This window comes from Adlercreutzia sp. CNCM I-6207, from assembly GCF_977072305.1.
The window spans coordinates 13902-34352 of record NZ_CDRVLZ010000001.1; the positions used below are offsets into that span (position 1 = coordinate 13902).

18 protein-coding genes are annotated in these 20451 nt (G+C 63.0%); 11 read left to right on the plus strand and 7 right to left on the minus strand.

The window, feature by feature from the left end:
* Positions 1 to 40: 40 nt before the first annotated feature.
* Complete coding sequence (locus ACW4QM_RS00060; protein WP_302012633.1) at positions 41 to 997, minus strand: response regulator transcription factor; 957 nt, start codon at positions 995 to 997, stop codon at positions 41 to 43.
* A gap of 395 nt (positions 998 to 1392) precedes the next feature.
* On the opposite strand from ACW4QM_RS00060, the gene ACW4QM_RS00065 reads away from it, so the two are divergent.
* Positions 1393 to 2982 (plus strand): YfcC family protein, encoded by a 1590-nt coding sequence (locus tag ACW4QM_RS00065; protein ID WP_161127908.1) that lies wholly within the window; start codon positions 1393 to 1395, stop codon positions 2980 to 2982.
* Between the two features lie 440 nt (positions 2983 to 3422).
* Here ACW4QM_RS00065 and ACW4QM_RS00070 read toward each other — a convergent pair whose 3' ends face one another.
* From ACW4QM_RS00070 to ACW4QM_RS00080, 3 genes are all read right to left on the minus strand, one after another.
* Positions 3423 to 4109 carry a hypothetical protein gene (locus ACW4QM_RS00070; protein ID WP_455798071.1) on the minus strand — a complete coding sequence of 229 codons (687 nt, stop codon included), beginning with the start codon at positions 4107 to 4109 and terminating at the stop codon, positions 3423 to 3425.
* Positions 4110 to 4258: 149 nt separating this feature from the next.
* The gene (locus ACW4QM_RS00075) at positions 4259 to 5143 is read right to left on the minus strand and encodes a methionyl aminopeptidase (RefSeq protein ID WP_455798072.1); all 885 of its coding nucleotides are present in this window, start codon (positions 5141 to 5143) and stop codon (positions 4259 to 4261) included.
* Between the two features lie 139 nt (positions 5144 to 5282).
* Positions 5283 to 5867 carry a TetR/AcrR family transcriptional regulator gene (locus tag ACW4QM_RS00080; RefSeq protein ID WP_452039910.1) on the minus strand — a complete coding sequence of 195 codons (585 nt, stop codon included), beginning with the start codon at positions 5865 to 5867 and terminating at the stop codon, positions 5283 to 5285.
* A 333-nt stretch (positions 5868 to 6200) separates the two neighbouring features.
* Here ACW4QM_RS00080 and ACW4QM_RS00085 point away from each other — a divergent pair, with 333 nt between their 5' ends.
* The 5 genes from ACW4QM_RS00085 (at position 6201) to ACW4QM_RS00105 (ending at position 12363) form a co-directional block, all read left to right on the plus strand.
* Positions 6201 to 7370 (plus strand): DMT family transporter, encoded by a 1170-nt coding sequence (locus tag ACW4QM_RS00085; RefSeq protein WP_455798073.1) that lies wholly within the window; start codon positions 6201 to 6203, stop codon positions 7368 to 7370.
* A gap of 114 nt (positions 7371 to 7484) precedes the next feature.
* Positions 7485 to 8315, plus strand: a complete 831-nt coding sequence (locus tag ACW4QM_RS00090) for a creatininase (RefSeq protein WP_114540156.1) — start codon at positions 7485 to 7487, stop codon at positions 8313 to 8315.
* On the plus strand, positions 8305 to 9627 hold the full coding sequence (locus tag ACW4QM_RS00095; protein WP_418994555.1) for an MFS transporter: 1323 nt from the start codon (positions 8305 to 8307) through the stop codon (positions 9625 to 9627). The genes ACW4QM_RS00090 and ACW4QM_RS00095 overlap by 11 nt, the downstream gene beginning before the upstream one ends.
* Positions 9628 to 9955: 328 nt before the next feature.
* Positions 9956 to 11353 (plus strand): MFS transporter, encoded by a 1398-nt coding sequence (locus tag ACW4QM_RS00100; protein ID WP_455798074.1) that lies wholly within the window; start codon positions 9956 to 9958, stop codon positions 11351 to 11353.
* A 200-nt stretch (positions 11354 to 11553) separates the two neighbouring features.
* On the plus strand, positions 11554 to 12363 hold the full coding sequence (locus ACW4QM_RS00105; RefSeq protein WP_302404995.1) for a DUF4013 domain-containing protein: 810 nt from the start codon (positions 11554 to 11556) through the stop codon (positions 12361 to 12363).
* 4 nt (positions 12364 to 12367) lie between these two features.
* On the opposite strand, the gene ACW4QM_RS00110 is transcribed toward ACW4QM_RS00105, so the two are convergent.
* Entirely contained in the window at positions 12368 to 13144 is a 777-nt protein-coding gene (locus ACW4QM_RS00110; RefSeq protein ID WP_302404994.1) for a DnaJ domain-containing protein, read from the minus strand.
* Between the two features lie 9 nt (positions 13145 to 13153).
* On the minus strand, positions 13154 to 14368 hold the full coding sequence (locus ACW4QM_RS00115) for a putative ABC transporter permease (protein ID WP_302404993.1): 1215 nt from the start codon (positions 14366 to 14368) through the stop codon (positions 13154 to 13156).
* 112 nt (positions 14369 to 14480) lie between these two features.
* Between ACW4QM_RS00115 and ACW4QM_RS00120 the strand changes: the two genes are divergently transcribed.
* The 5 genes from ACW4QM_RS00120 to ACW4QM_RS00140 all read left to right on the plus strand — a co-directional run bounded on the left by ACW4QM_RS00120 (position 14481) and on the right by ACW4QM_RS00140 (position 19658).
* Positions 14481 to 14897 (plus strand): hypothetical protein, encoded by a 417-nt coding sequence (locus ACW4QM_RS00120; protein ID WP_227070577.1) that lies wholly within the window; start codon positions 14481 to 14483, stop codon positions 14895 to 14897.
* Positions 14898 to 14988: 91 nt separating this feature from the next.
* A complete protein-coding gene (locus tag ACW4QM_RS00125; protein WP_455798075.1) occupies positions 14989 to 16302 on the plus strand; it encodes a hypothetical protein in 1314 nt (437 codons plus the stop codon).
* A gap of 158 nt (positions 16303 to 16460) precedes the next feature.
* Positions 16461 to 17480: an acyl-CoA dehydratase activase-related protein gene (locus tag ACW4QM_RS00130; protein ID WP_227070579.1), complete on the plus strand. Its 1020-nt coding sequence runs from the start codon at positions 16461 to 16463 to the stop codon at positions 17478 to 17480.
* Positions 17473 to 18672: a hypothetical protein gene (locus ACW4QM_RS00135; RefSeq protein ID WP_227081076.1), complete on the plus strand. Its 1200-nt coding sequence runs from the start codon at positions 17473 to 17475 to the stop codon at positions 18670 to 18672. Before ACW4QM_RS00130 ends, ACW4QM_RS00135 begins: the two co-directional genes overlap by 8 nt.
* Positions 18669 to 19658, plus strand: a complete 990-nt coding sequence (locus ACW4QM_RS00140; protein WP_227070581.1) for an acyl-CoA dehydratase activase — start codon at positions 18669 to 18671, stop codon at positions 19656 to 19658. Before ACW4QM_RS00135 ends, ACW4QM_RS00140 begins: the two co-directional genes overlap by 4 nt.
* Positions 19659 to 19750: 92 nt before the next feature.
* Here ACW4QM_RS00140 and dmsD read toward each other — a convergent pair whose 3' ends face one another.
* A complete protein-coding gene (dmsD, locus tag ACW4QM_RS00145) occupies positions 19751 to 20419 on the minus strand; it encodes a Tat proofreading chaperone DmsD (protein ID WP_227070582.1) in 669 nt (222 codons plus the stop codon).
* Between the last annotated feature and the right edge of the window lie 32 nt (positions 20420 to 20451).

Consider the following 20451-nt stretch of genomic DNA (forward strand, 5'->3'; position numbering starts at 1 on the left):
GTTCTCGAGATGTAGCAAAAACCTCGCGAAAGCCCTTTGCTCAGCGCTCCCAGAAGTCGGCGGCCAGCTCGGCGCGGTTGGCGTGGCCGGTCTTCTTCAGGATGTTGTGCATATGCACCTTCACGGTGCCGGCGGAAAGCGTTAGTGCGCTTGCAATGTTCTGGTTGTCCTTCCCCATGAGCGCGTGCCGCAGCACCTCCTCCTCGCGCTTGGAGAGATCGTAGGTGCGGCTATATAAAGGCAGCAGGCGGTCGATGGACTCCGCGAGCAGCGGATCGTCGCCTTCGGGCAGTTCGCGGGCTCGCAGCTGCAGGGACACCGACGCGCCCCGCAGAACCGCCAGGCCGTAGCAGATGAACAGGAGGTTCTCCATGGGGCTGCGCTCGGCGAGGACCCACATGCCGCGGGGAATGGAGCCGGGGTCGAAGATCAGCTGGACGTACACGTTCTCCAGAATGATGCCGCAGGTAAGGCCGATGGCCCAGAAGAACGCGGTGCGGTGGCTCTTCATGATGGAGCGCCGCTCGGGGTCGGGGGAGTGCGTGTACCACCAGGCGAGCAGGCCGTAGCAGGTCAGCTGCAGCACAGCGCGCAGGTTGTAGTAGATGAACTCCCTCCATTGCGGGTTCTCGATGAGCTGATAGGCGGCCAGCGACAGCGCGGCCCACAGTGCCACGGGCGCAAAGCGAACAACGGGGCGTTCTTCCCGGCAGTAGCGGCAGGCGGCCAGCCACAGAAAGAGGAACGCGCCGCCGCCGGTGATGATGGAGGTATAAGGGTGTCCCACATCGTAAAACGAGGCGGCTTCGAACACGGCATCGGGGGTGATGAAATTGTCCTTAAAGACGAGGGAGACGTCGAAGAAGTAGAACGCGAAGCCCACGGTGGCGTAGAGGAAGGTGCGCCGCCGTGACACGTAGAAGGCCGACAGGCTCGTGGCCGCCACGATGGTGTAGAAGAACATGATGAGAAGCGTGTAGTAGAACAGCAGGGTCATGGCGTTCCTCGAAGATGGGGGCGTCGGAGGGCGCGCGGGGCGCGGGCAAGCCAGCGAGCACAGTGTAGCGAATCGCGGATGGCGCCGTCGCGGACGAACGGTCCCTCGTTGGCAACGGGCCGCCAACGGCCTTCTCACCTGCGGTTTAGCTACCGTTTAGAAAGGCGTCTCCACAATATCACCAAATTATACCCGGCGCGGGCAGCGGCCATCCCCGCCTTATGCCTAGGCAGGCGAGCCCCGGCGACCCTACACTCGCTCCAGTACTTCCTCCCGCGGGCCCTCGGGCCGCGCTTCGACGGGCCGCCCGGCCGGCTGCCCGTCTGCCGGACCGGGCGACGAGGGTCCGCGGGGAGGCGTTCGGCACTCCGCCCCGATTCAGATAGGAGATCATCATGGCTGAGACAACCATGGAGGCCCGCCCCATCCCAACCGAGGAACCGGGAAAGGAGAAGAAGAAACGCAAGTTCTCCTTCCCCTCGGCGTTCACCATCCTGTTCATCGTGACCATTATCGCCGTCATCTGCACGTGGTTCGTGCCGGCGGGCCAGTACTCCAAGCTGCTCTACGACGCCGACAGCGGCAAGCTTGAGATGACCACCCCCACCGGCGAGACCTCGCAGCTGGACGCCACGCAGCAGACGCTGGACGACCTCGGCGTGAAGATCGACATCGACCAGTTCACGAGCGGCGCCATCACCAAGGCCGTGTCCATTCCCGGCACCTACGAGGGGCTCGACCCGCACCCGGTGCCCATCGCCGACATTCCGTACTCCATGGTATGGGGCGTCATCGACGGCATCGACGTCATGGTGTTCATCCTGTGCTTGGGCGGCCTTATCGGCGTAGTGAAGGTGACCGGCGCCTTCGAATCGGGGCTTGCGGCCCTCACGAAGAAGACCAAGGGCCGCGAGTTTTTGCTGGTGTTCGGCGTGTCGGTGTTCATGATCTTCGGCGGCACCATGTGCGGCCTAGAGGAGGAGGCCGTGGCCTTCTACCCGATTCTCGCGCCCATATTCATCGCGCTCGGCTACGACTCCATTGTGGTCGTGGGCGCCATCTTCATGGCCGGCTCCATCGGCACCACCTTCTCCACGGTGAACCCCTTCTCGGCCGTCATCGCCTCGAACGCCGCGGGCACCGTGTTCACCGAGGGCATCGCCGTGCGCGCCTTCGCGCTGGTGGTGGGCGCCATCGTGTTTCTGCTGTACCTGCACTGGTACGCCAAGAAGGTGCAGGCCGATCCGAAGTTCAGCTACTCCTACGAGGACCGCGACAAGTTCAACGCCCAGTGGGAGCTTAACGACAACACCGCCGCGGCCCACGAGTTCACCCTGCGCAAGAAGATCGTGCTCGTCATCTTCGTGGCCGCCTTCGTGCTCATGATCATCGGCGTCATGAACCTCGGCTGGTGGTTCCCGCAGATGGCCGCCGAGTTCGTGACCCTGGCCATTCTCGTGATGTTCATCGGCGGTACGGGCAAGGACGGCGTGGGCGAGTCGAAGATGGTGGATGCCTTCGGATCCGGCGCCTCCAGCCTGGTGCCCGTGGCCCTCATCATCGGCCTGGCCCGCGGCGTGAACCACGTGCTCACCGAGGGCATGATCAGCGACACCATGCTGAACGCCGCCTCCAACCTCGTGGCCGGCATGAGCGGCCCTTTGTTCGTGATCTGCCTGCTGCTCATCTTCTTCGTGCTCGGCTTCGTGGTGCCCTCCTCCAGCGGCCTGGCCGTGCTGGCCATGCCCATCTTCGCGCCTCTGGCCGACACCGTGGGTATCCCGCGCTGGATCATCGTGGCCGCCTACCAGTTCGGCCAGTACGCCATGCTCTACATCGCGCCCACGGGCCTCGTGATGGCCACGCTGCAGATGCTGGACATGAAGATGTCCCACTGGTTCAAGTTCGTGTGGCCCATGATGGTGTTCACGCTCGTGTTCGGCGCCATCCTGCTGAGCATCTGCTCGGTGGTGTTCGCGGTGTAGTGACTTCGGCGAGCCTTCTCTGCCAGAGCCCCTCTTTACCGGAGCCCCTCTCTGCTGGAGGGGCTTTTTTCTGCAGGCAGGGCGCGACGGATGACAACGAGAAGCGATTTGGGAATTAGATGAGAGTTTCGCGCGCCAGGACGACTCCATTTTGAGCCAAATTGCCAAAAACTGCGCTCGAAACTCGCATCTATTTCCTGATTCCTAATCTCAGTTGCGCGAAACTCGCGTCTATTTCCGAAATACAGGCAGTGAGCAGTGGGAGCGGGCACGCTTTTTGTCCTATAACCCGAAATCTGTCTTAGAGTCCCTAGATATGACAAAGGGCTCTGTCCCCTCCAAAAACAGAGCCCTCATCGTTCGAAGCTTGTGGGCTTCGGCGTAAATCGGTGACCATTATAGCAACCCTCACAGAAAATGCAAAACGTCACCGAAAACTGTTACTTTTGCTCGCGCTTCTTGGCCTTCATGTACTTGGCACCGAAGGCGCAGATGTCGGTGGCGCCGAAGCCGATGAGTAGCATCGAGAAGCCGGCCTTCAGCACTTGGGCCGAGGTGGCGCCGGCGCTTGCGAAGCCGGCGGAGCCGTTCATCTGGTAGGTGTCGAACAGGGAGCTGACGTCGTCGGGCGTGTAGTAGGCGAGCATGCACAGGCCGAAGACGATGATGACGGCGCCGACGATCATGCCGCAGATGCGGAAAACTTGCTCGGGGTCGATGGTCTTGCGCGTCTTCTGGACGGCGGCCGCAGTGGCGGCTGCCGCTGTGTGAGGCGAGGCTGTAGGCGCGCCGGGGGTTCCTGGTGCGCAAGCGGGAGCCGTGGGGGCTTGCGGCGCGGCAGTCTGCTGGGGCGCCCCGTAGGTCGCCTGATAGGCAGCTTGATGGGTCGCGACCGGATTCTGCGGCATAACGGGAGGCTCGTTGGTGACGGCGGGCTCGTCGGGGTTCAGCTCCTGGGATTGCAGCACCTCGCCGAGCATCTCGCTTGCATCGCCCGCAGCGGCGGTCTCAACATCGCCAGGGGTGCGAGCGGGCTCGCCATAGGCGAGGGATTCCCGCTCGAGCTCGCGGCCTTCGGGGCCGTAGCCGGCAGTGGCGCCAGGGGTTTGGTTGGTGTTCTCGGTCATGGGAAAGCTCCTCTCAGAGAAAGGGTTCTTGATTGAACGCAAACCAGCATAGAAGCGGCCCGCCCCGAAATCGGAGCGGGCCGCTAAGCGTATGGCGACCGTAAAGTTGCCGCCACCATTTCGGAAACGGTGCCCGGTGAGCTATCCCTCTACCAGCTGAGCAGTTCGTAACCGTCCTCGGTGATGACGAGTTGGACCTCCCATTGGGCCGTCAGCGAGCGATCGGCGGTGCGGACTGTCCAGCCGTTGGGGTCGGCCATGTCGATCTCCTGGGCGCCGGCGTTGATCATGGGCTCGATGGTGAAGCAGAGCCCCGGCACGAGAATGGGCCCGGTGCCTGCTTCCGTGACGAAGCTCACGAAGGGATCCTCGTGGAACTCCAGGCCGATGCCGTGGCCGCCGAACTCGCGAACGACTGTGTAGCCGTGCTCGCGCGCATAGGCATTCACGGCCGCGCCGATATCTCCCAGATGCCCCCAGGGCTTGATAGCGTCCAGCCCCACCTGCACGGCCTCTTTCGTGACGCGCACGAGATCGGCCGCCTCCGGCGACACCTCGCCGATGCAGAACATACGAGAGGAATCCGAGAAAAAGTCGTCCTTGATGGTGGAGCAGTCGATGTTGACGATGTCGCCCTCGCGCAGCACCTCGTCAGGGGAGGGGATGCCGTGGCAGACCACCTCATTGGCCGAGGTGCACACCGACTTCGGGAAACCCTCGTAGTCGAGGGGAGCGGGAATGGCGCCGTGCTCCACGGTGTAGTCGTGCACCCACTGGTCAATCTGCTCAGTGGTAACGCCCGGCGCGATGCGCTCGGCCACGTAATCCAGCACGCCGATGTTCACCTCGGCGCTGCGCTTGATGCCCTCGATCTCGGCCGGGGTCTTCAGCAAATCGCGCGGGGGAACCTCCTCGCCGGCCTCGGCGAGCTCTTCCAGGCGCTCGTCGAAATCGAGGTGGCATTTCTTGTATTTCTTGCCGCTGCCGCACCAGCACTCGTCGTTGCGCCCCGGGCTCTGAAGACCGTCGTACATTGAGACTCGCTCCTTTATCGTGTGCGCCCGCGGGCGCCTTGACGTTCGCGTTCCCATGGTACTACAAGTTCGCCGAAGCGAACCTGCTGGTTTGCTTCGGCGGGTTCATTGCGAGACGGGATGAAGGGCTTGTGCGACTCTACCGATCGGTCGAGGGTATCTCCAGAGCGCGGTAGAGGCGGTCGGGCACGAGGCTCACCAAATCGTCGGTCCAGCGCGCAAGATCGGTGGGCTCGTCGGAGCGGAACCAGTCGTTCATGACCTCGCATTCCAGCTTCGAGAACACCTCCACGATGAAGCGCAGGTTGTCGTTCACCTCGACATGGCGGTAGTTCTCTAAGGTGTCGAGAAGTACGGCCTTGCGGTTTTCCGGCATGATGGTCTGCCCGAAGGGCGTGTTGATCGAATACTGGATGGACTCACGGAAGAAATCGCGCTCCTGGGCGATGAGCCGCAGATGGTGGTAGTAGCCCGTTTTCCAATCGATGGTGCGGCCGATCTCGTTCAAATAGAACTGGCGGCAGAAGATGGAGTACCACCAGGGGATGTCGTACTTGCTCTCGAAGTGCCGGTAGAAGGTCTGTCGCGAGATGCCGGCGTTGCGGCAGATCTCGGCCACGGTAATCTGATCGAGAGATTTGTTCACCGCATGAAGAATTTTCATCTTGATGCTCAAATCGGGGGAATTGAAGATGTTCTCGCCCAGGGTAAGGTCAGTGATCATAGGAGCGCCGCCTTCTGCTCGTTTCGGGTATGCATCCGGGGGTTGGTCATGTCCTCCTTAAACGCATAGTACCTGATCGCTGTGGCTGTATTGATGACAACTGAAGGTGAACGTCAAGAGAACCATGATGCGGTTTCCCCCTTGTCGCAATTTTGTGACATTATTGCCAATTTGTCCTCAGCTTCAAACAAAAACCCGCTGACATTCTGTTTCGAGGAACAGGGTTTGCGACTCGACCTTTGCGCTCGCCTACGGCTGGGCCGCACAATTCTCCTCATAGGGGAAGGTGCTTCCAATGAGGCGTCTTCGAAATCGAATGGGAAGAGGGTTCCTATGAACGAAAGGGCAAAGTACAAGCTCATCGGATTTATCATGATGTTCTGCTCGTCATCTTTGATGGGCGGCATCGGAGCGTTCACGCGCTTCATTGACGCCCCAGGCGACTTCGTGTCGTTCTGGCGCAACTTCGCGGGCCTTATTGCGCTCACGATCATCTTCTTGTTCATCGGAGGTTTCAAGAAGGTGAAGGCCACGCGATTCTCGGGCATGATGCTGCTTTCGGGCATCTTCTTGGGGCTGCTTTCCGGCCTGTACTGCCTGTCCACCCAGTACACGACGTTGGCGAACGCGTCGTTCCTCATTTACACCGGCCCCATTTACTCGACGATCCTTGCGGCGATCTTCCTCAAGGAAAAGATTGATTGGCGTGGCATTCTTTGCATCATCGCCGTGGTAGTCGGCATGCTGTTCATCGTGGGCATCGTCACTCCCGAGGGTCTGACGCTCGACCTCGGTCCCACCTATACCTTCGGCAACGCCATCGCATTCGCGTCGGGCGTCGCCTATGGCCTCTACCTGTTCTTCTCCCGCTATCGTGAGGATTGCGACTCGAACGTGCGCTCCTGGTGGAACTTCTTGTTTGCGTCGCTGGCCATTCTCGTGCTCCTGCTGTGGCACAACTTCTGCCTGCAGCCGCTGTCCTATACCGAGAAAGTGAATGGCGTGACGCAGGTCGACGCCGCTGGCCAGATCATCACGCACCCCTGGAACATGTTCACCATGCCGCTCGATTCCTGGCTGTGGCTGATTGCCGCCGCTCTCATCACCGGCTTCGGCGCGTTCTATCTGCTCACCCATGCCACCAAGCGCCTGAAGGCCGGCGAGCTGGCTGCCATCTCTTACCAAGAGACCATCATGGCGTCGCTTCTGGGCCTGTGCCTGTTCGGCGAGACCATGACCGCCTTCCAGCTCATCGGCGGTGCGCTCATCGTCATCGGCGGCGTGAGCCAGATCGTCTTCACCACCAGTGCGGCGAACAAAGAAGTCGACGATGCCGCTGTTGATGGCGAAGTGGCCCTGGCGGCCCAAGTGGGAGCCGGCGGTGCGGGCTTCATCGATGCGAACCCGGATGGAATGGATCCGAAGCTGGCTGCTATGGCCGACGGCGCCCAGAAAGCTGCCGACGCTTACGATCGGGACCATCCTGACGCCGACGACCGCTAAGTCCCCTGTTTTCGCGGAGGGTCTGGCTGGGGAAGTGAGAGCCCGGCCCTCCGCTTACGCACTTGCCAAATGGGTCTTTTTGGGAGGGAAGGCCCCTGCTTTCAAGGAGTGACTATGAAAAACTCTGTATTCATGGAAGAGATGGACGCCTTTACCTACCGCGAGAAGCTCGCGAAGGATGCCGTCGTCTTCATCCCCGTTGGTGCGCTCGAACAGCATGGCAGCCATATGGCCATGTGCGTGGACGCCGCTCTTACCAAGGCCATGGCCGGCGCGACCGCTGAGGCGCTCACGGCCGATACGGACGGCGCGCTCGAGGGTATCGTGTGCTCGGCCATCAATTTCGGCTATCGTTCCCAGCAGCGCAGTGGCGGCGGGTTCCACCTGTCGGGCACGACTTCGCTGTCGGGTACTACGATCATCTCTTTGGCCCGCGATATCTGCTATAGCCTCATCGAGGACGGCGCTCGCAAGATCGTGTTCATGAACGGCCATTACGAGAACTACCAGTTTATCTTTGAAGGCGCCGAGCTGGCTCTCGAGAAGGCATCGGCCGAAGGCATCAGAGACGTAAAGATTCAGCTTTTGTCCTACTGGGATTTTGTTGACGATGCCACCATCCAGGAACTTTATCCCGATGGCTTCACGGGTTGGGATTTGGAGCATGCCGGCGTGATGGAGACGTCCCTCATGCTCTTGTTCTATCCCGATTTGGTGGACATGGATCGCATCGATCCCGCGCTGTACACGGGGTTGCCCGCCGAGCTTCCCAATTACGATGTGCTGCCTATTGTGGCCGACTACACGCCGCCTTCGGGCTGCTTGTCTCATCCTGGTGCCTCTACGCGCGAGAAGGGCATCATCCTGCGCGACGTGGCCGTGGCCAATATGGTCATCGCTATCGAGGACGAATTCAGCGGAGCGGGTGATTTCCATGAGGACTAACGATGACGCGCCCGCGGTCGCCCCTGTCGCCCACGAGCCCCATGGCGATTTGAAGCGCGTTGCCGCTTCGTCGTTTCTGGGGAACTTCATCGAGTGGTTCGACTATGCCACCTATACGTACTTTGCTATTACGATCGGTCAGGTCTTCTTTCCCGGCTCTGAGGTGAACTCGACCTTGATGGCCTTCGCCATCTTTGCCCTAGCGTTCATTTTCCGTCCGCTTGGCGCTATGTTCTGGGGAAGCATGGGCGACAAAAAGGGTCGCAAGCAGTCGCTGGCCATCTCGGTTCTGCTCATGTCCGGCGCCGCTTTCCTCATCGGCTGTCTGCCGTCCTACCAGGCCATTGGCCTGGCCTCTCCCATCCTGTTGCTCGTGCTGCGCAGCGTACAAGGGTTCTCAGTGGCCGGCGAGTACTCGGGTGCCGCTGTGTTTCTGGCCGAGTATGCCCCGCCTGAGAAGCGCGGCCGCTATTGCTCGCTCGTCCCTGCCTCGACGGCCACGGGCTTGTTGGCGGGCTCCACGATGGCCCTTGTGCTGAAAATGATTCTGCCCGAGGCCGCCATTATTGAGTGGGGCTGGCGCATTCCGTTTCTTCTGGCTGGCCCGCTCGGCTTCATCGCCCACTACATCCGCACCAAGCTGGAAGACTCTCCGGCTTTCGTGAAGATGGAAGAGGGGAACAAGGAGGCGGAGCATCCGACGCACTTGGTGTTCAAGAAGTACCGCAAGCGCCTGCTGTCCTCCATTGCCGCTACTATGGTGAACGCGGTGGGATTTTATCTGGTGCTCACCTATCTGCCGACGTACCTGACGAGCTACACCTCAATGGAGGCGTCCCAGGCGCAGCTGGCCACCGACATCGCGCTCATTGCATATCTGCTCATCATCTTCGGCTCGGGTACGCTGTCCGATAAAGTGGGGCGTCGGCGTATGCTGCTCACCGCATGCGTCGCCTTCATTGTGCTTTCCATTCCCTGTTTCCTCATGCTGGGGACGGCGTCGCTGCCCATTGTCATTGTCGCCGAGCTGATCATGTGCGTGACGCTGTCGCTCAACGACGCGAACATCGCTTGCTATCAAGCGGAGATGTTTCCCACGGAAGTGCGCTACACCGGCGCGGCTTTAGGCTCGAACATCGCCTACGTGGTGTTCGGCGGCACGGCGTCGTTTGTGGCCACGGCGCTCATCGACGCCACGGGCAACGGGCTCATGCCAGCTTTTTATATGATGGCCATCAGTGCGGTGGCCGGCGTTATCCTGTTCTTCACGGCCCACGATTATAATGGCATACCCCTGGACGAGATTCGGTAGCTGGTTGGTTGACGCTGGCTCGTGCCCCTTCTTTCGGGCCAGCTCCCTCTGAGGTGCCAGCTGCCGCCTCGTTCCGGCGGATCGGCCGCTTGCCCGGCGGCCGCCTTTTCAAGGCCCCGCAGCCCGCCCTGGCTGCGGGGCCGTTTGCGCGTTTCGGGCAGCAACGGGGGCCAAAGATGCCTTCGGGCTTGTGGGCGCACCCAAGGACGCCCTCGGTTTCTTGGAGACATGTCTCTTCCGTCACCTGCGGCGACGTGCTACCCTACAGAGCGGTAGACGTTAAGCCGGGCATGGGCCCGGCATCATGAGCGGGAGCGGAGGTGGAAACGTGGCGAAGGTGAGCCCGGGAGTCTACAAGAAAGTGCTGCGCGTGCGCGAGGCCTACCCCTTCGACATCGCCTGTTTGCTCATGCGCTTTTTCGGCAGCATGCTGAACATCGGCGTGGTCACGATGATCACGCTGTCGGGTTACTCTTTTCTCACGGCAGGGCTGTCCTCCTCGCTCATTGCGTTGTCCATCTTCGTGGTGACGCCTCGGGTGTCGAAGCGCATCGACGAGCGCGGCCAGTCGGCCGTGGTGCCCAAGGCCGCGGCCGTGTCGCTTCTGGGCCTTGTTGTTCTGATTGCGAACGTGGCGCTGCACGGGCCGGTATGGCCCCTGTTTGTGGGAGCGTTGCTGGTGGGGTTCTTCCCGAGCCCCCAGGCCATGGCCCGCGCCCGATGGACCTACCTCATCCGTTCCGGCCGCTTGGGCGAGACAGCGCCCGATCTGCGCACCATGTTCTCCTACGAGAGCGTGCTCGACGACATGGCGTTCATCTTCAGCCCGTCCATCTCTATCGCGCTCGCTGCCGCCATCGCGCCGGTGGCGGGCATGGTGTGCGGCGGCGTCGCCTTTGCCGTCGGGGTCGTGCTTCTGTGCTCGGCGAAGGGCACCGAGCCGTATCCCGGCTGGTCGCAGGGTGAGGCCGCGGGGAGCGCCGCCGATGTCGCCGATGTCGTCGGCGCTGCCGATGCTGCCGATGCCGTCGGCGACGCGGCGGGAGACGGTGCGGCCGCTTCGAAGGGCGCGCTCGCCGAGGGGGCGGCTGCCGTCGCTTCGGCAGCGTCCGTGCCTTCGAAGAGCCTGCTCGCCACCTCCTCGGCGGTGCGCGTGCTGTTCGTGATCTACGCCTTCGCCGGGTCGTTCCTCGGCCTGTTCGACACGGCCACGGTGTCGCTTTCCGAAGACTTGAACAGCCCCGATTTCGCCGGTGCGGTCCTTATGGCCTCGGGGGCGGTGTCCATGACGGCGGGCTTTCTGTTCGGCATGGTGCGTCTGCGGGCGCCTCTGCCCAAGCAGCTCGTGGTGGCCGCCTGCGCCGTCGGCCTGTCCTTCGGCACCATGTTCCTTATCGATTCGGCGCCCACGCTGATGGCGGTGGCGCTGCTGGGCGCGTGCACCTACGCGCCTCTGCTCATCGTGGCCAACGGCGTTTGCGAGCGCGCCGTGCCCGACGCGCGCCTTACCGAGGCCATCACGTGGCTCAATGCCGGCTATACCTGCGGGGCCGCCTTCGGGCCCACCGTGGCCGGCGCCCTCATCGATACCTTCGGCACCATGGCCTCCTTCAAGGTGGGCACGCTTCTGTGCCTGGGCATGCCGCTTACGGCCATTCTCTGCTATCGCGTAGTGAAGGCGAGCATCCTTCCCGCCTACACGGTGGTGGAGAAGCGCGAGATGTAGAAGTCTGCTCTTCAGGGACTCCTTCAAGCTTGCTTAATTCTTGCGGAATTAGATGACAATTTCCCCACTGATTCGGTGTCAAGAGGGGAAATGATGTCACAATAGCCCCAACGTCATTCGAGTCGGAGCGCCTCTGGTTTGCGCGGCGTCTCACGTACCGCAAGGTGCAGGCGTTTCGACTCCGGAAAGAGGAGGTTCCCATGGATCCGATGAACTACACGCCCCCGACCCAGCCCGCGCCCGCCTACGCCACCAGCTGCCTGAAGGCCGCCTGGGAAGACGTGAAGGCGACGCCGAACTACGTGAGCCGGCTGTTGGTGCTCGGCCTCATCATGTGCGTGCCGATTCTGAACTTCGTCGTGGCCGGCTACCTTCTGTTCTGGTCCCGCGAGGTGCCCTTCGGCGGCCGCAGCCTCTTGCCCCAAAAAATCGTGACGGGCAAGAACTTCGAATACGGCTTCTACGCCTTCGTACTGACGCTGGTGGTGGGCCTGATTGGCGGCATCATCGGCGGCATCTTCGGCTGGATTCCCTTCATCGGCTGGGTTGTCTCCATCGCCGTTTCCCTCGCCACCTATGTGGCCGGCATCATCATGCAGATGCGCATGATCATGGGGCAGAGCCTGGGCGATGGCTTCAACGTGAAGGACATCTGGGAGAAGGCGCGCCGCAACTGGGGCCAGCTGTTCGCGGTGACGCTCATCCCCATGGCCATTGTCATCGGCATCTCGCTCGTGCTGAGCATCGTGGTGTTCTCGATCATGTTCCTCTGCATCATGGGTGCCGCGCCCACGATCGCCGCCATCGGCGGTGCGGCCGATCCCTCCTTCGCGCAGATCATGTCGCTCATCGCCGCCCTGGCCGGCCCGATGATTTTCTGCACGCTCATCCTGTACGTGGTGCTGTCGGTGGCTGAAACCTTCGCCGAGGCCGTGGCCATCCGCGGCGTGGCCCACTGGGTCGCCCGCTACGCCCCCGAGTGGACGACGCTCGACGTTCCGCGCTACTAATAAACTACAGGCAGAACAGGAACGGTTGGCAGAGGGCCGGCCCGCACATGAGGCAGCAGCACAGCGAGCTCGGGTCCACGCAGCCGCCGAAGCCGCGGCTCTCGCTTTCCTGCTGGTAGGTGCGGGCGCGGGCGCCGATGACGGCCTCGGCCTGGCGGTAGTCGCCGTTGGTGGGATCGGCCTTGCGGGCGGTGCGGATCTGGTCCACGGCGGCCACGGTGTTGCCGGCGCCGTAGTTGGCCAGCGCCGCCAGATAGTGCCAGCGGGCCGTGCGCTCCTTGATGGGCAGGGCCGCGAGCACCGTGAGGGCCGCTTTGTAGTTGCCGCCGTCGATGAACAGCACCGCTTGGCGCAGCTCGGCCGAATCGGTGGTCGATACCTCCGGCCGCGGCACCGAGGAGGCCTGGTTCCAGGTGTTGAACAAGTCCTCCCAGTTGATTTCCACCCACTGGTACTGGTACCCGCCGCCGGGCGCCGAGCCGCCGCCGTAGGGATTGCCAGGGCCGGAGCTGCCGAAGGGATTGCCGCCCGGCGTGCCGTAGCCGGTGTAGGTGGGGTTGTAGGGCGACCGGTAGCGCCGGGCATCCTCGCGGGCGTACTTCTCCGGGTTCGTGATGCGGTCGTAGGCCTCGTTGATCTTCTTCAGGCGCTCCTCGGCCTCGGGGTCGTCCGGGTTCAAATCCGGGTGGTTCTCCCGCGCCTTCTTGCGATAGGCCTTCTTTATCTCGTCGGACGTGGCCGTGCGGGGAACGCCGAGGATGTCGTACGGGTCTTCAGTCACGAAAATCTCCTAGGATGAGCGATGGGCGGCATCGGGGTGGATGCTCATCGATTCGAAGCGGTTTTCCATCCACTGGTTGTCGAACTGCTCGGCGCAGAACTGCTCGAGCGCGTTGTCGGGCGCCGCACCTGCCAAGCGCGAGTACCAGCAGTCGAGGGCCACGAGCGTCATGGCGCCGTCGAAGATCATCAGCGCCGCGCACAGCGCCGTGATGGAGTAGCGCCAGCGCCACGGGATGAGGTTCACCGTGTGCAGAAGCGCCGGCAGAGCGAGCTTCACCCACACCACGCCGAGGACGCCCCACATGCACATGAACATGAAGTTGGTGCGGCCATTGATGTTGAGGAACGTGCCAGTGTAGTCCCAGGCGATGGCGCCGAAGGCGTATTCCATGAACCAGCTGACGAAGTACTCGAAGGCGCCCCCGATGACGGCGCTGACGAGGAACACCACGGGGATGGGCGCGTTGTGGAAGCGGTTGAGCGCCAACGTCATGAGCACGGCGCCGAAGCCGTAAATGGGGGAGAAGGGCCCCCACAAAAGGCCGGCGCGGTCCTCGTAGTGGCCGAAGTCGACCACGAGCACGTGGTAGATGGACTCGATGACCACTCCGGCCACCGAGGCGATGACGAAGATCCAGAACAGGTTGAAGAAGTCCAGTTCGATGTAGCCGCGGCCGGTCTTGTCCAGGCCGAGGGTGCCTTCCTCGGCCTCTTCGCGGGTCTGCATGAGGCGCAGCCGCCGCTGCAGCTCGCGCTCGTCGGACAGCGACGGGTCCACCCAGACGTGGGCCGCGATGAGGATGAGGGCGCAGGCTCCGAGGAACCACAGGCCCGGGTTCACGCCGAACAGCAGCAGATCGGCGGAGAAGGCGACGACGAGCCCTATGGCCACGGCCTCGGCGATGAGGCGGGCGCGCCGGCGGTTGCCGCGCAGAAGGCGGAAGCCGAGAACGCCGGAGGCCAGGGCGCAGAAGCAGGCGGACAGCGCGAGCGTGACGTACAGGATGATGGTGAGCAGCGAGTCGTCGGTGTAGGTTTTCTCGACGAAGACGGTTCCCATTTGGGCGAGCGTGTGGATTACTTCGGGCACGACGGCCACGCCCCCGGCCATGAGCAGGGCGCCGAACACGCGAAGCGCCAGGGGAGTGCGCTCGCTCTTGCTGCCGTCTCCGATGCCGGGCGAGGGCTGCAAGGGGGTTTGTTGAAGAACCGTCGGATCCATGGGCCTATGGTATCATGACCCCCATCTTCAGGCGGCAAGCCCACAACAAGCCCGCAAGCTTGAGGGGCGTCCGTCACATTGCCCGCAGGGCAGCAGGCTGAAAGGAGCGCTGGTGGCAGTCGAACAGACAAGCACCATTTCGTGGTATCTGCGCATGTTCTCGTACCTGCTGATGATCTGCGGCCTGTTCGGGCTCGCCGTGGGAGGCGTGGTGATCTACGGGGCCTTCGCCGACGGGGCGGCCACCACAACGGGGCTCCCGCTTTCCGCCCTCGTGCTCGGCGTTACCGCGGCCGTGGCCAACGGCATTACCATTGCGGCGGGAGTTCTCGGACGCGCGGCCTCGCGCAATCCGGGGCGCGCGGCGGCCCTTCGCAGCCTCGCTTTGGCCGGTGTGGTCGCCTCGGTGTTCGGGTTGGGGCTGTGCTATGCCACGGGCGGTCAGCTTCCCACGTCGCTCATCTTCAACCTGTTGCTCATGGCGATTTGCGTCGTCATCGCCGGCAACCTGGGGAAATCGGCCCAATAGTTCGCCCGCTGCCCTAGCCGACAGAGGGTCAAATACAGTATACTGCGAGGTTAAGGCCGCATAATGGCGGTCTGCTTTCTCAGGAGGAATTATGACTGAACTCGATCCGCGCAGCGCCTCTCCGGCCGATTCCGCCCCCGACGAGGGTCTTTCCCCCCGCGCGGCCGCCGAGGCCAAGAAGGCCGCCGCCGCGAAAGCCGCCGCTGCGGCGTTCATCCAGAGTGCCGGGGACGATTACGGCAACGTCGAGGCCGCTCAGCCCCGCGACGTGAAGAAGGGCCAGCGCACGGCCGTCATCGTTGGTCTTATCATCTGCGTGCTCGTAGCTGCCGGCGTGCTCACCTATCTGTTCACCTCCGGCTTCTTCAACAAGCAGCCGGTCGCCGAGGAGACCCAGCGGGTGCCGCTGTCCGACGCCCGCGTCATCGCCGCCTTCGACGAGGTGGCCATGGACGCGCCGGACATCTCGCAGTACGCCTACGTCTCCCAAGACGCGCTCATCGGCCCGAAGTTCAGCGACATCGTGCTGAACGAGCCCACGAACTTGGGCACGCCGGGCAACCAGATCGTCACCTGCGAGGCCACTGCCACGGCCACCTTCAAGAACAAGGGCGTCGAGATCAACGTGCCCGTGACGCTGCCCTTCGAGTACTCCGATGCCGGCGAGACGTGGGTTCCCGGCGACTTGGTGGTGGGAGAGGCATCGGCCGTTCCCTTGGCCAGCGCCAACGCCAACGACATCTTGGCCAACCTGAACGACATCCTCGCGACCAACGACCCCACCTACGGGGAGGCCATGGTTGATGCGTCCATCGTGAAGACCACCTCCGATCTCACCATCGACGGCGGCCCTATCACTGTGGACCTTTCGAAGACCGTGGAAAGCGAGGCCGACGGCGTGAAGACGAGTGAACTGCGCACCTCCACGGTGACGCTGAACGTGGCCTGGTCCAACACCGAGGGCTGGCTTGTCACGGTGGCCGACGCGGGGCAGATCGACACGCAGACGAACCAGATTCCCGTCGCTCCGGCCGAGGGCGCCGATTCGCCGGCATCGGTCGACCCCGCCAACACCGACCCTGAGAACATCGGCAACGTCAAGTTCGGCGACTCGGTGTCGCTGTCGGGCACGCTTCAGACGGTGGAAGACGCCGCAGGTCTTTCCTCCGGCAACAACTACACCAATAAGGGCACGACGGATAACGCCAACGGCAGCGTGCAGCTGGTGCTGAAGCTCACCCGCCCGCTGGACATGAATCTGAACGGCACCCAGTATCGGCTGACCACCATCGCCGTGGCCACCTCGGGCCTCGACGACAACGGCAAGAGCCTCATTGGCCGCAAGGCCGATGTGAAGGGCCCCTGGAGGAGTCGTTCGCCACGTCCTGGTCGCCGGCGGGCGTGAAGGCCCTCGAGATCCACGTGGAATAGCGGACAGCATTTCGAAATGTGCAGACAGCGCCCCTTGGACGAAGGTTCAAGGGGCGCTGTGCTATGATTGCCGGTACTGCTTATTCGCGCCGGGCCGCTCGGCCGGCGCCTCGATACCTGAGGAGGTTGCCCGTGCCCCAAACGACAGATTGGGCCGATGTGCAGGTGGTGGGCATTCCCCGCGCGCTTCTGTTCTATCGCTTCGGCGTGCTGTGGACCACGTTCTTCGAATCCATCGGGCGCACCGTGGTGGTGAGCGAGCCGACGGACAAGGCCATCGCCGATGGGGGCGATCGTCTTTCCGTGGACGAGTGCTGCCTGGCCTCGAAGGTGTTCATCGGGCACGTGGAAAGCCTTGCGGGCCGCTGCGACGCCGTCTTCGTGCCCTGCTATCCGACGAGCGACCACCGCAGCGGGTTCTGCACGAAGTTCCAGTCGGCCACCGATATGGTGCGCAACACCTTCCGCGACGACAAGCTGCGCGTCATCTCCTGCGAGGTGCAAAATGCTCGGAAGGCGAAGGACGTGCGCCGCGCCTTCTGCGACATGGGCGCCCGCATGGGCGTCGCGCCCAAGGACGCCCGCGCTGCCTTCAAGGCCGCCTGGGACGCCCAGCGCGCCCACGACGAGGCGCTGGCCACCGCCCAGGAGCGCACGCTGCGCCGTCTGATCGACGAGCGCCGGGCCGCCGATGCCGCTGCGGCGGCCGGCGACGATGCGGTCGCGCGCCCGCTTGGCATCCTCGTGGTGGCCCACCCCTACATTTCCCACGATCCGTACCTCTCCGGCGCGGTCATCGATTCGCTCGAGGAGATGGGCGCCACGGTCGTCTACGCCGACGCCATGGATCACGAGCGCGCCTACAAGAAGAGCTTCGAGTTCTCCGGCACCATGCCGTGGCTCATCAACCGCGAGCTCATAGGCTCCATACTCCTGGCCCAGGACAGCATCGACGGCATCGTGCTCATCAGCGCCTTCCCCTGCGGCCCCGACTCCATGACCGACGATGCCATCATGCGCTGCATCCAGGGCACGCCCATTCTGAACCTGATGATCGATGCGCAGTCCGGCACCGCCGGCGTGGAGACTCGCGTAGAGAGCTTCGTCGACATCCTGCGCTTCCAGCAGAAGGGAGGCTATGTCCATGAGTAAGCCCCAGGCCCCCATCGAGCAGGTGCGCTCCTCGGTGGCTGTTGAGCTGGAGCGGCGCCACGCCCCGACGCTTCTGGCCGACCGCAAGGCCGCCAAAGCCGCCAAGCACAAGGCCAAGCACCACAAGTACACCAAGGCGGCGTTCTTCCGCTACTGCTACTACGATCCGGCGTTCAAGTTCTTCTGCGAGCAGGTGCTCGACGTGGACTACCTGCCCCTGCCCGAGGCCACCCGCGCCGCCAGCGAGGTGGGCGTGCAGAACTCGAGCGATTACGTGTGCACGCCCTTCAAGCACATCCTGGGCGATTTCGCCGAGGCGCTCGATTTGGGCGCCGACATCCTCATCCAGTTCGGCGGCCCGTGCCGGCTGGGCTATTACGGCGAGCTGCAGGAGTCCATCTTGCGGGACATGGGCTACGAGTTCATCATGATGAACTTCGCCCGGGGCATCGAGCTGGGGTACATCGGCTGGGCCAAGGAAGTGCTGAAGACGGTGAACCCGAACATCGACGTTCCCCACGGTGTCGTGAAGCTGAAGGCCGTGGCGAAGATGATCGAGCATTTGGACTCCCTGCGCGACTTCTACCTGGCCAACGCCGGTTTCGAAGTGGAGCGCGGGGCCTTCGACGCCGCCTGGGTGTCGGCGATGGACGCCATGCGCACCTGCCTGGACGAGCGCGACATCAATGAGGCCTACCGCGAGGCCATGGCCGCCTTCCGCGCCATTCCCCTGGACAAGCCCGCCGATCCCATCCGCATCGGCATCGTCGGCGAGATGTTCACGGCCATCGACGAGCGCAGCAACCTAGGGCTCGACCACAAGCTCGTCGCCATGGGCGTGGAAGTGCACCGCATGCTGAACTTCACGAACCGCTACCTTCGCTACAACGAGCCGAACCTGCGCGTGGGGGCGAAAGACTACCTGACCTATGACATGGGGCCCACCTCCACGCTCACCGTGGCGGCGGCGAAGAAGTACGCTGCGGGGGGCTTCGACGGCCTCATCCACGCGAAGAGCGCCGGGTGCACGCCGGAGATCGACTGCATCCCCGTGCTGCAGAAGGTGAGTGAGGACTACTCGGTGCCCGTGCTGTACCTTACCTACGACTCCCAGACCTCCGACACGGGCCTGGACACGCGCCTCGAGGCGTTCTACGACATGCTTTCCATGAAGAAGGAGAAGAGCAAATGACAAAGGGTTATCTCGGCATCGACATCGGCTCCATTTCCACGAAGGGCGTGATCATCGACGAGAACCGCGCCATCATCGCGCGTTCGTATTTGTGGACCGAGGGCAACCCGACCGAGGCGTCGAAGAACGTCGTGCGCGAGCTGGAGCGCCAGGTGGAAGGCGCGGGGGTGGATATCGTCGGCGCTGGCACGACGGGCAGCGCGCGGCGTCTCGTGGGGGCCATGCTGGGGGCTTCCGTGATCAAGAACGAGATCACCGCCCATGCCGTGGGCACCACCCATCTGCACCCGGACGTGCGCACCATTCTGGAGATCGGCGGCCAGGATTCCAAGATCATCTGCGTGTCCGACGGCATCGCGGTGGACTACGCCATGAACACCTTGTGCGCCGCGGGCACCGGCTCGTTTCTGTCGTCGCAGGCGCACCGCTTGGGCGTGGAGGTGGAGGAGTTCGGCGACATCGCGCTCACTTCCACCAAGCCGGCCAACATCGCCGCGCGCTGCACCGTGTTCGCTGAGAGTGATCTGGTGCACAAGATCCAGGTGGGCTACGCGCGCGAGGACATCATCGCGGGGCTCTGCAACGCGGTGGCGTCGAACTACCTGAACAACGTGGGCAAGGGCAAGAAGATCGCCGCGCCCGTGGTGTTCCAGGGCGGCGTTTCCAAGAACGCCGGGGTGGTGCACGCCTTCGAGGAGCAGCTGGGGATGCCCGTGGCGGTGGATCCGGACGGGCACCTCATGGGCGCTTTCGGCGTGGCGCTGCTTGCCGCCGATGCGGGGCCGATTGTGGGGGCCGAGTCGGGCCCGTTCGCGAGCGGCATCTTCGACTTCGAGGCGATGCTCGACTTCGACTTCAAGACCCGCGAGATCGAATGCCAGAAGTGCGCCAACCACTGCGAGGTCATCTGCGTCTACCGCGACAAGGACATCATCGACTCCTGGGGCAACCGCTGCGACAAGGGCGCCGTGAAGACCACAGCGTAGGGACTCTTTCGCCGTGGTGCAGGAGATTTTGTTGGTGGCATGGGGCTGCTTTGGCGGCCCCATTTTCGTACGGCAACATTGCCCGTCGACGCTTAGCGATAAAAGCGAGGTTCGATCACGACAAGCGACAGCTCGTCCTGCGCTCCCTTCAGCGTGGCTTTGGTGAGAAGGGCGAGCCCTTTATAGAAAGGATGCTCGGCGCAGACTTCCAGAAGGCCCAGATAATGGGGGGCCCAAGGGAGAAGATGCTCAGACAAGTACTCTTCTACCAGCTCGGGGCGTTCTTCAGCCAAAGTGGCGAGCAGCGAGAGCATAAGGCCGATATGGTCGTCAGGCATGCGGTCGTCTGCGAGGCGAGCGATGCCGTGTTGGCGCATCCAGCTCCGCAGACGCAGTGTGCTTTCCCCGAAGATGACTTGCTCCCGGTCGGTATAGACGGAGCCCCAAGGCGGCGCCGGTTTTTGCGCAGGGCCGATGAACAGTCTTCGGTACTCGTCCACAAGCTTGTCTTCGGCGCAGAAAGCCCCGTCAGCTTCGGTGGCGCGGCTCGCTTTCAGCCCCGCAACGATAAGATCGAGGCCTTCTTGCGCCTCGGTTTTGTCGGCCAAAGGCCATTCTGCCGTAGCCTCGTCGGCGTTAAGCAAGCTCAATGCTTCGAAAAGCGCTCCTGCGCTACCAGTGCGTGGATCCTGCAGAAACAGGGGAGATAGTGTGGCGCCTGCAAATGACAGGCTGTTCAGGACATCTACGGATGGGGTCAAGGAAAGCCTCCTGAGCAAGTCAGTGATTTCGG

What these genes read in the sequence shown, in the direction of transcription:
- ACW4QM_RS00060 (WP_302012633.1), bottom strand. Translation starts at nt 997, where the DNA reads ATGACCCTGCTGTTCTACTACACGCTTCTCATCATGTTCTTCTACACC.
- ACW4QM_RS00065 (WP_161127908.1), top strand. Translation starts at nt 1,393, where the DNA reads ATGGCTGAGACAACCATGGAGGCCCGCCCCATCCCAACCGAGGAACCG.
- ACW4QM_RS00070 (WP_455798071.1), bottom strand. Translation starts at nt 4,109, where the DNA reads ATGACCGAGAACACCAACCAAACCCCTGGCGCCACTGCCGGCTACGGC.
- ACW4QM_RS00075 (WP_455798072.1), bottom strand. Translation starts at nt 5,143, where the DNA reads ATGTACGACGGTCTTCAGAGCCCGGGGCGCAACGACGAGTGCTGGTGC.
- ACW4QM_RS00080 (WP_452039910.1), bottom strand. Translation starts at nt 5,867, where the DNA reads ATGATCACTGACCTTACCCTGGGCGAGAACATCTTCAATTCCCCCGAT.
- ACW4QM_RS00085 (WP_455798073.1), top strand. Translation starts at nt 6,201, where the DNA reads ATGAACGAAAGGGCAAAGTACAAGCTCATCGGATTTATCATGATGTTC.
- ACW4QM_RS00090 (WP_114540156.1), top strand. Translation starts at nt 7,485, where the DNA reads ATGAAAAACTCTGTATTCATGGAAGAGATGGACGCCTTTACCTACCGC.
- ACW4QM_RS00095 (WP_418994555.1), top strand. Translation starts at nt 8,305, where the DNA reads ATGAGGACTAACGATGACGCGCCCGCGGTCGCCCCTGTCGCCCACGAG.
- ACW4QM_RS00105 (WP_302404995.1), top strand. Translation starts at nt 11,554, where the DNA reads ATGGATCCGATGAACTACACGCCCCCGACCCAGCCCGCGCCCGCCTAC.
- ACW4QM_RS00115 (WP_302404993.1), bottom strand. Translation starts at nt 14,368, where the DNA reads ATGGATCCGACGGTTCTTCAACAAACCCCCTTGCAGCCCTCGCCCGGC.
- ACW4QM_RS00125 (WP_455798075.1), top strand. Translation starts at nt 14,989, where the DNA reads ATGACTGAACTCGATCCGCGCAGCGCCTCTCCGGCCGATTCCGCCCCC.
- ACW4QM_RS00135 (WP_227081076.1), top strand. Translation starts at nt 17,473, where the DNA reads ATGAGTAAGCCCCAGGCCCCCATCGAGCAGGTGCGCTCCTCGGTGGCT.
- ACW4QM_RS00140 (WP_227070581.1), top strand. Translation starts at nt 18,669, where the DNA reads ATGACAAAGGGTTATCTCGGCATCGACATCGGCTCCATTTCCACGAAG.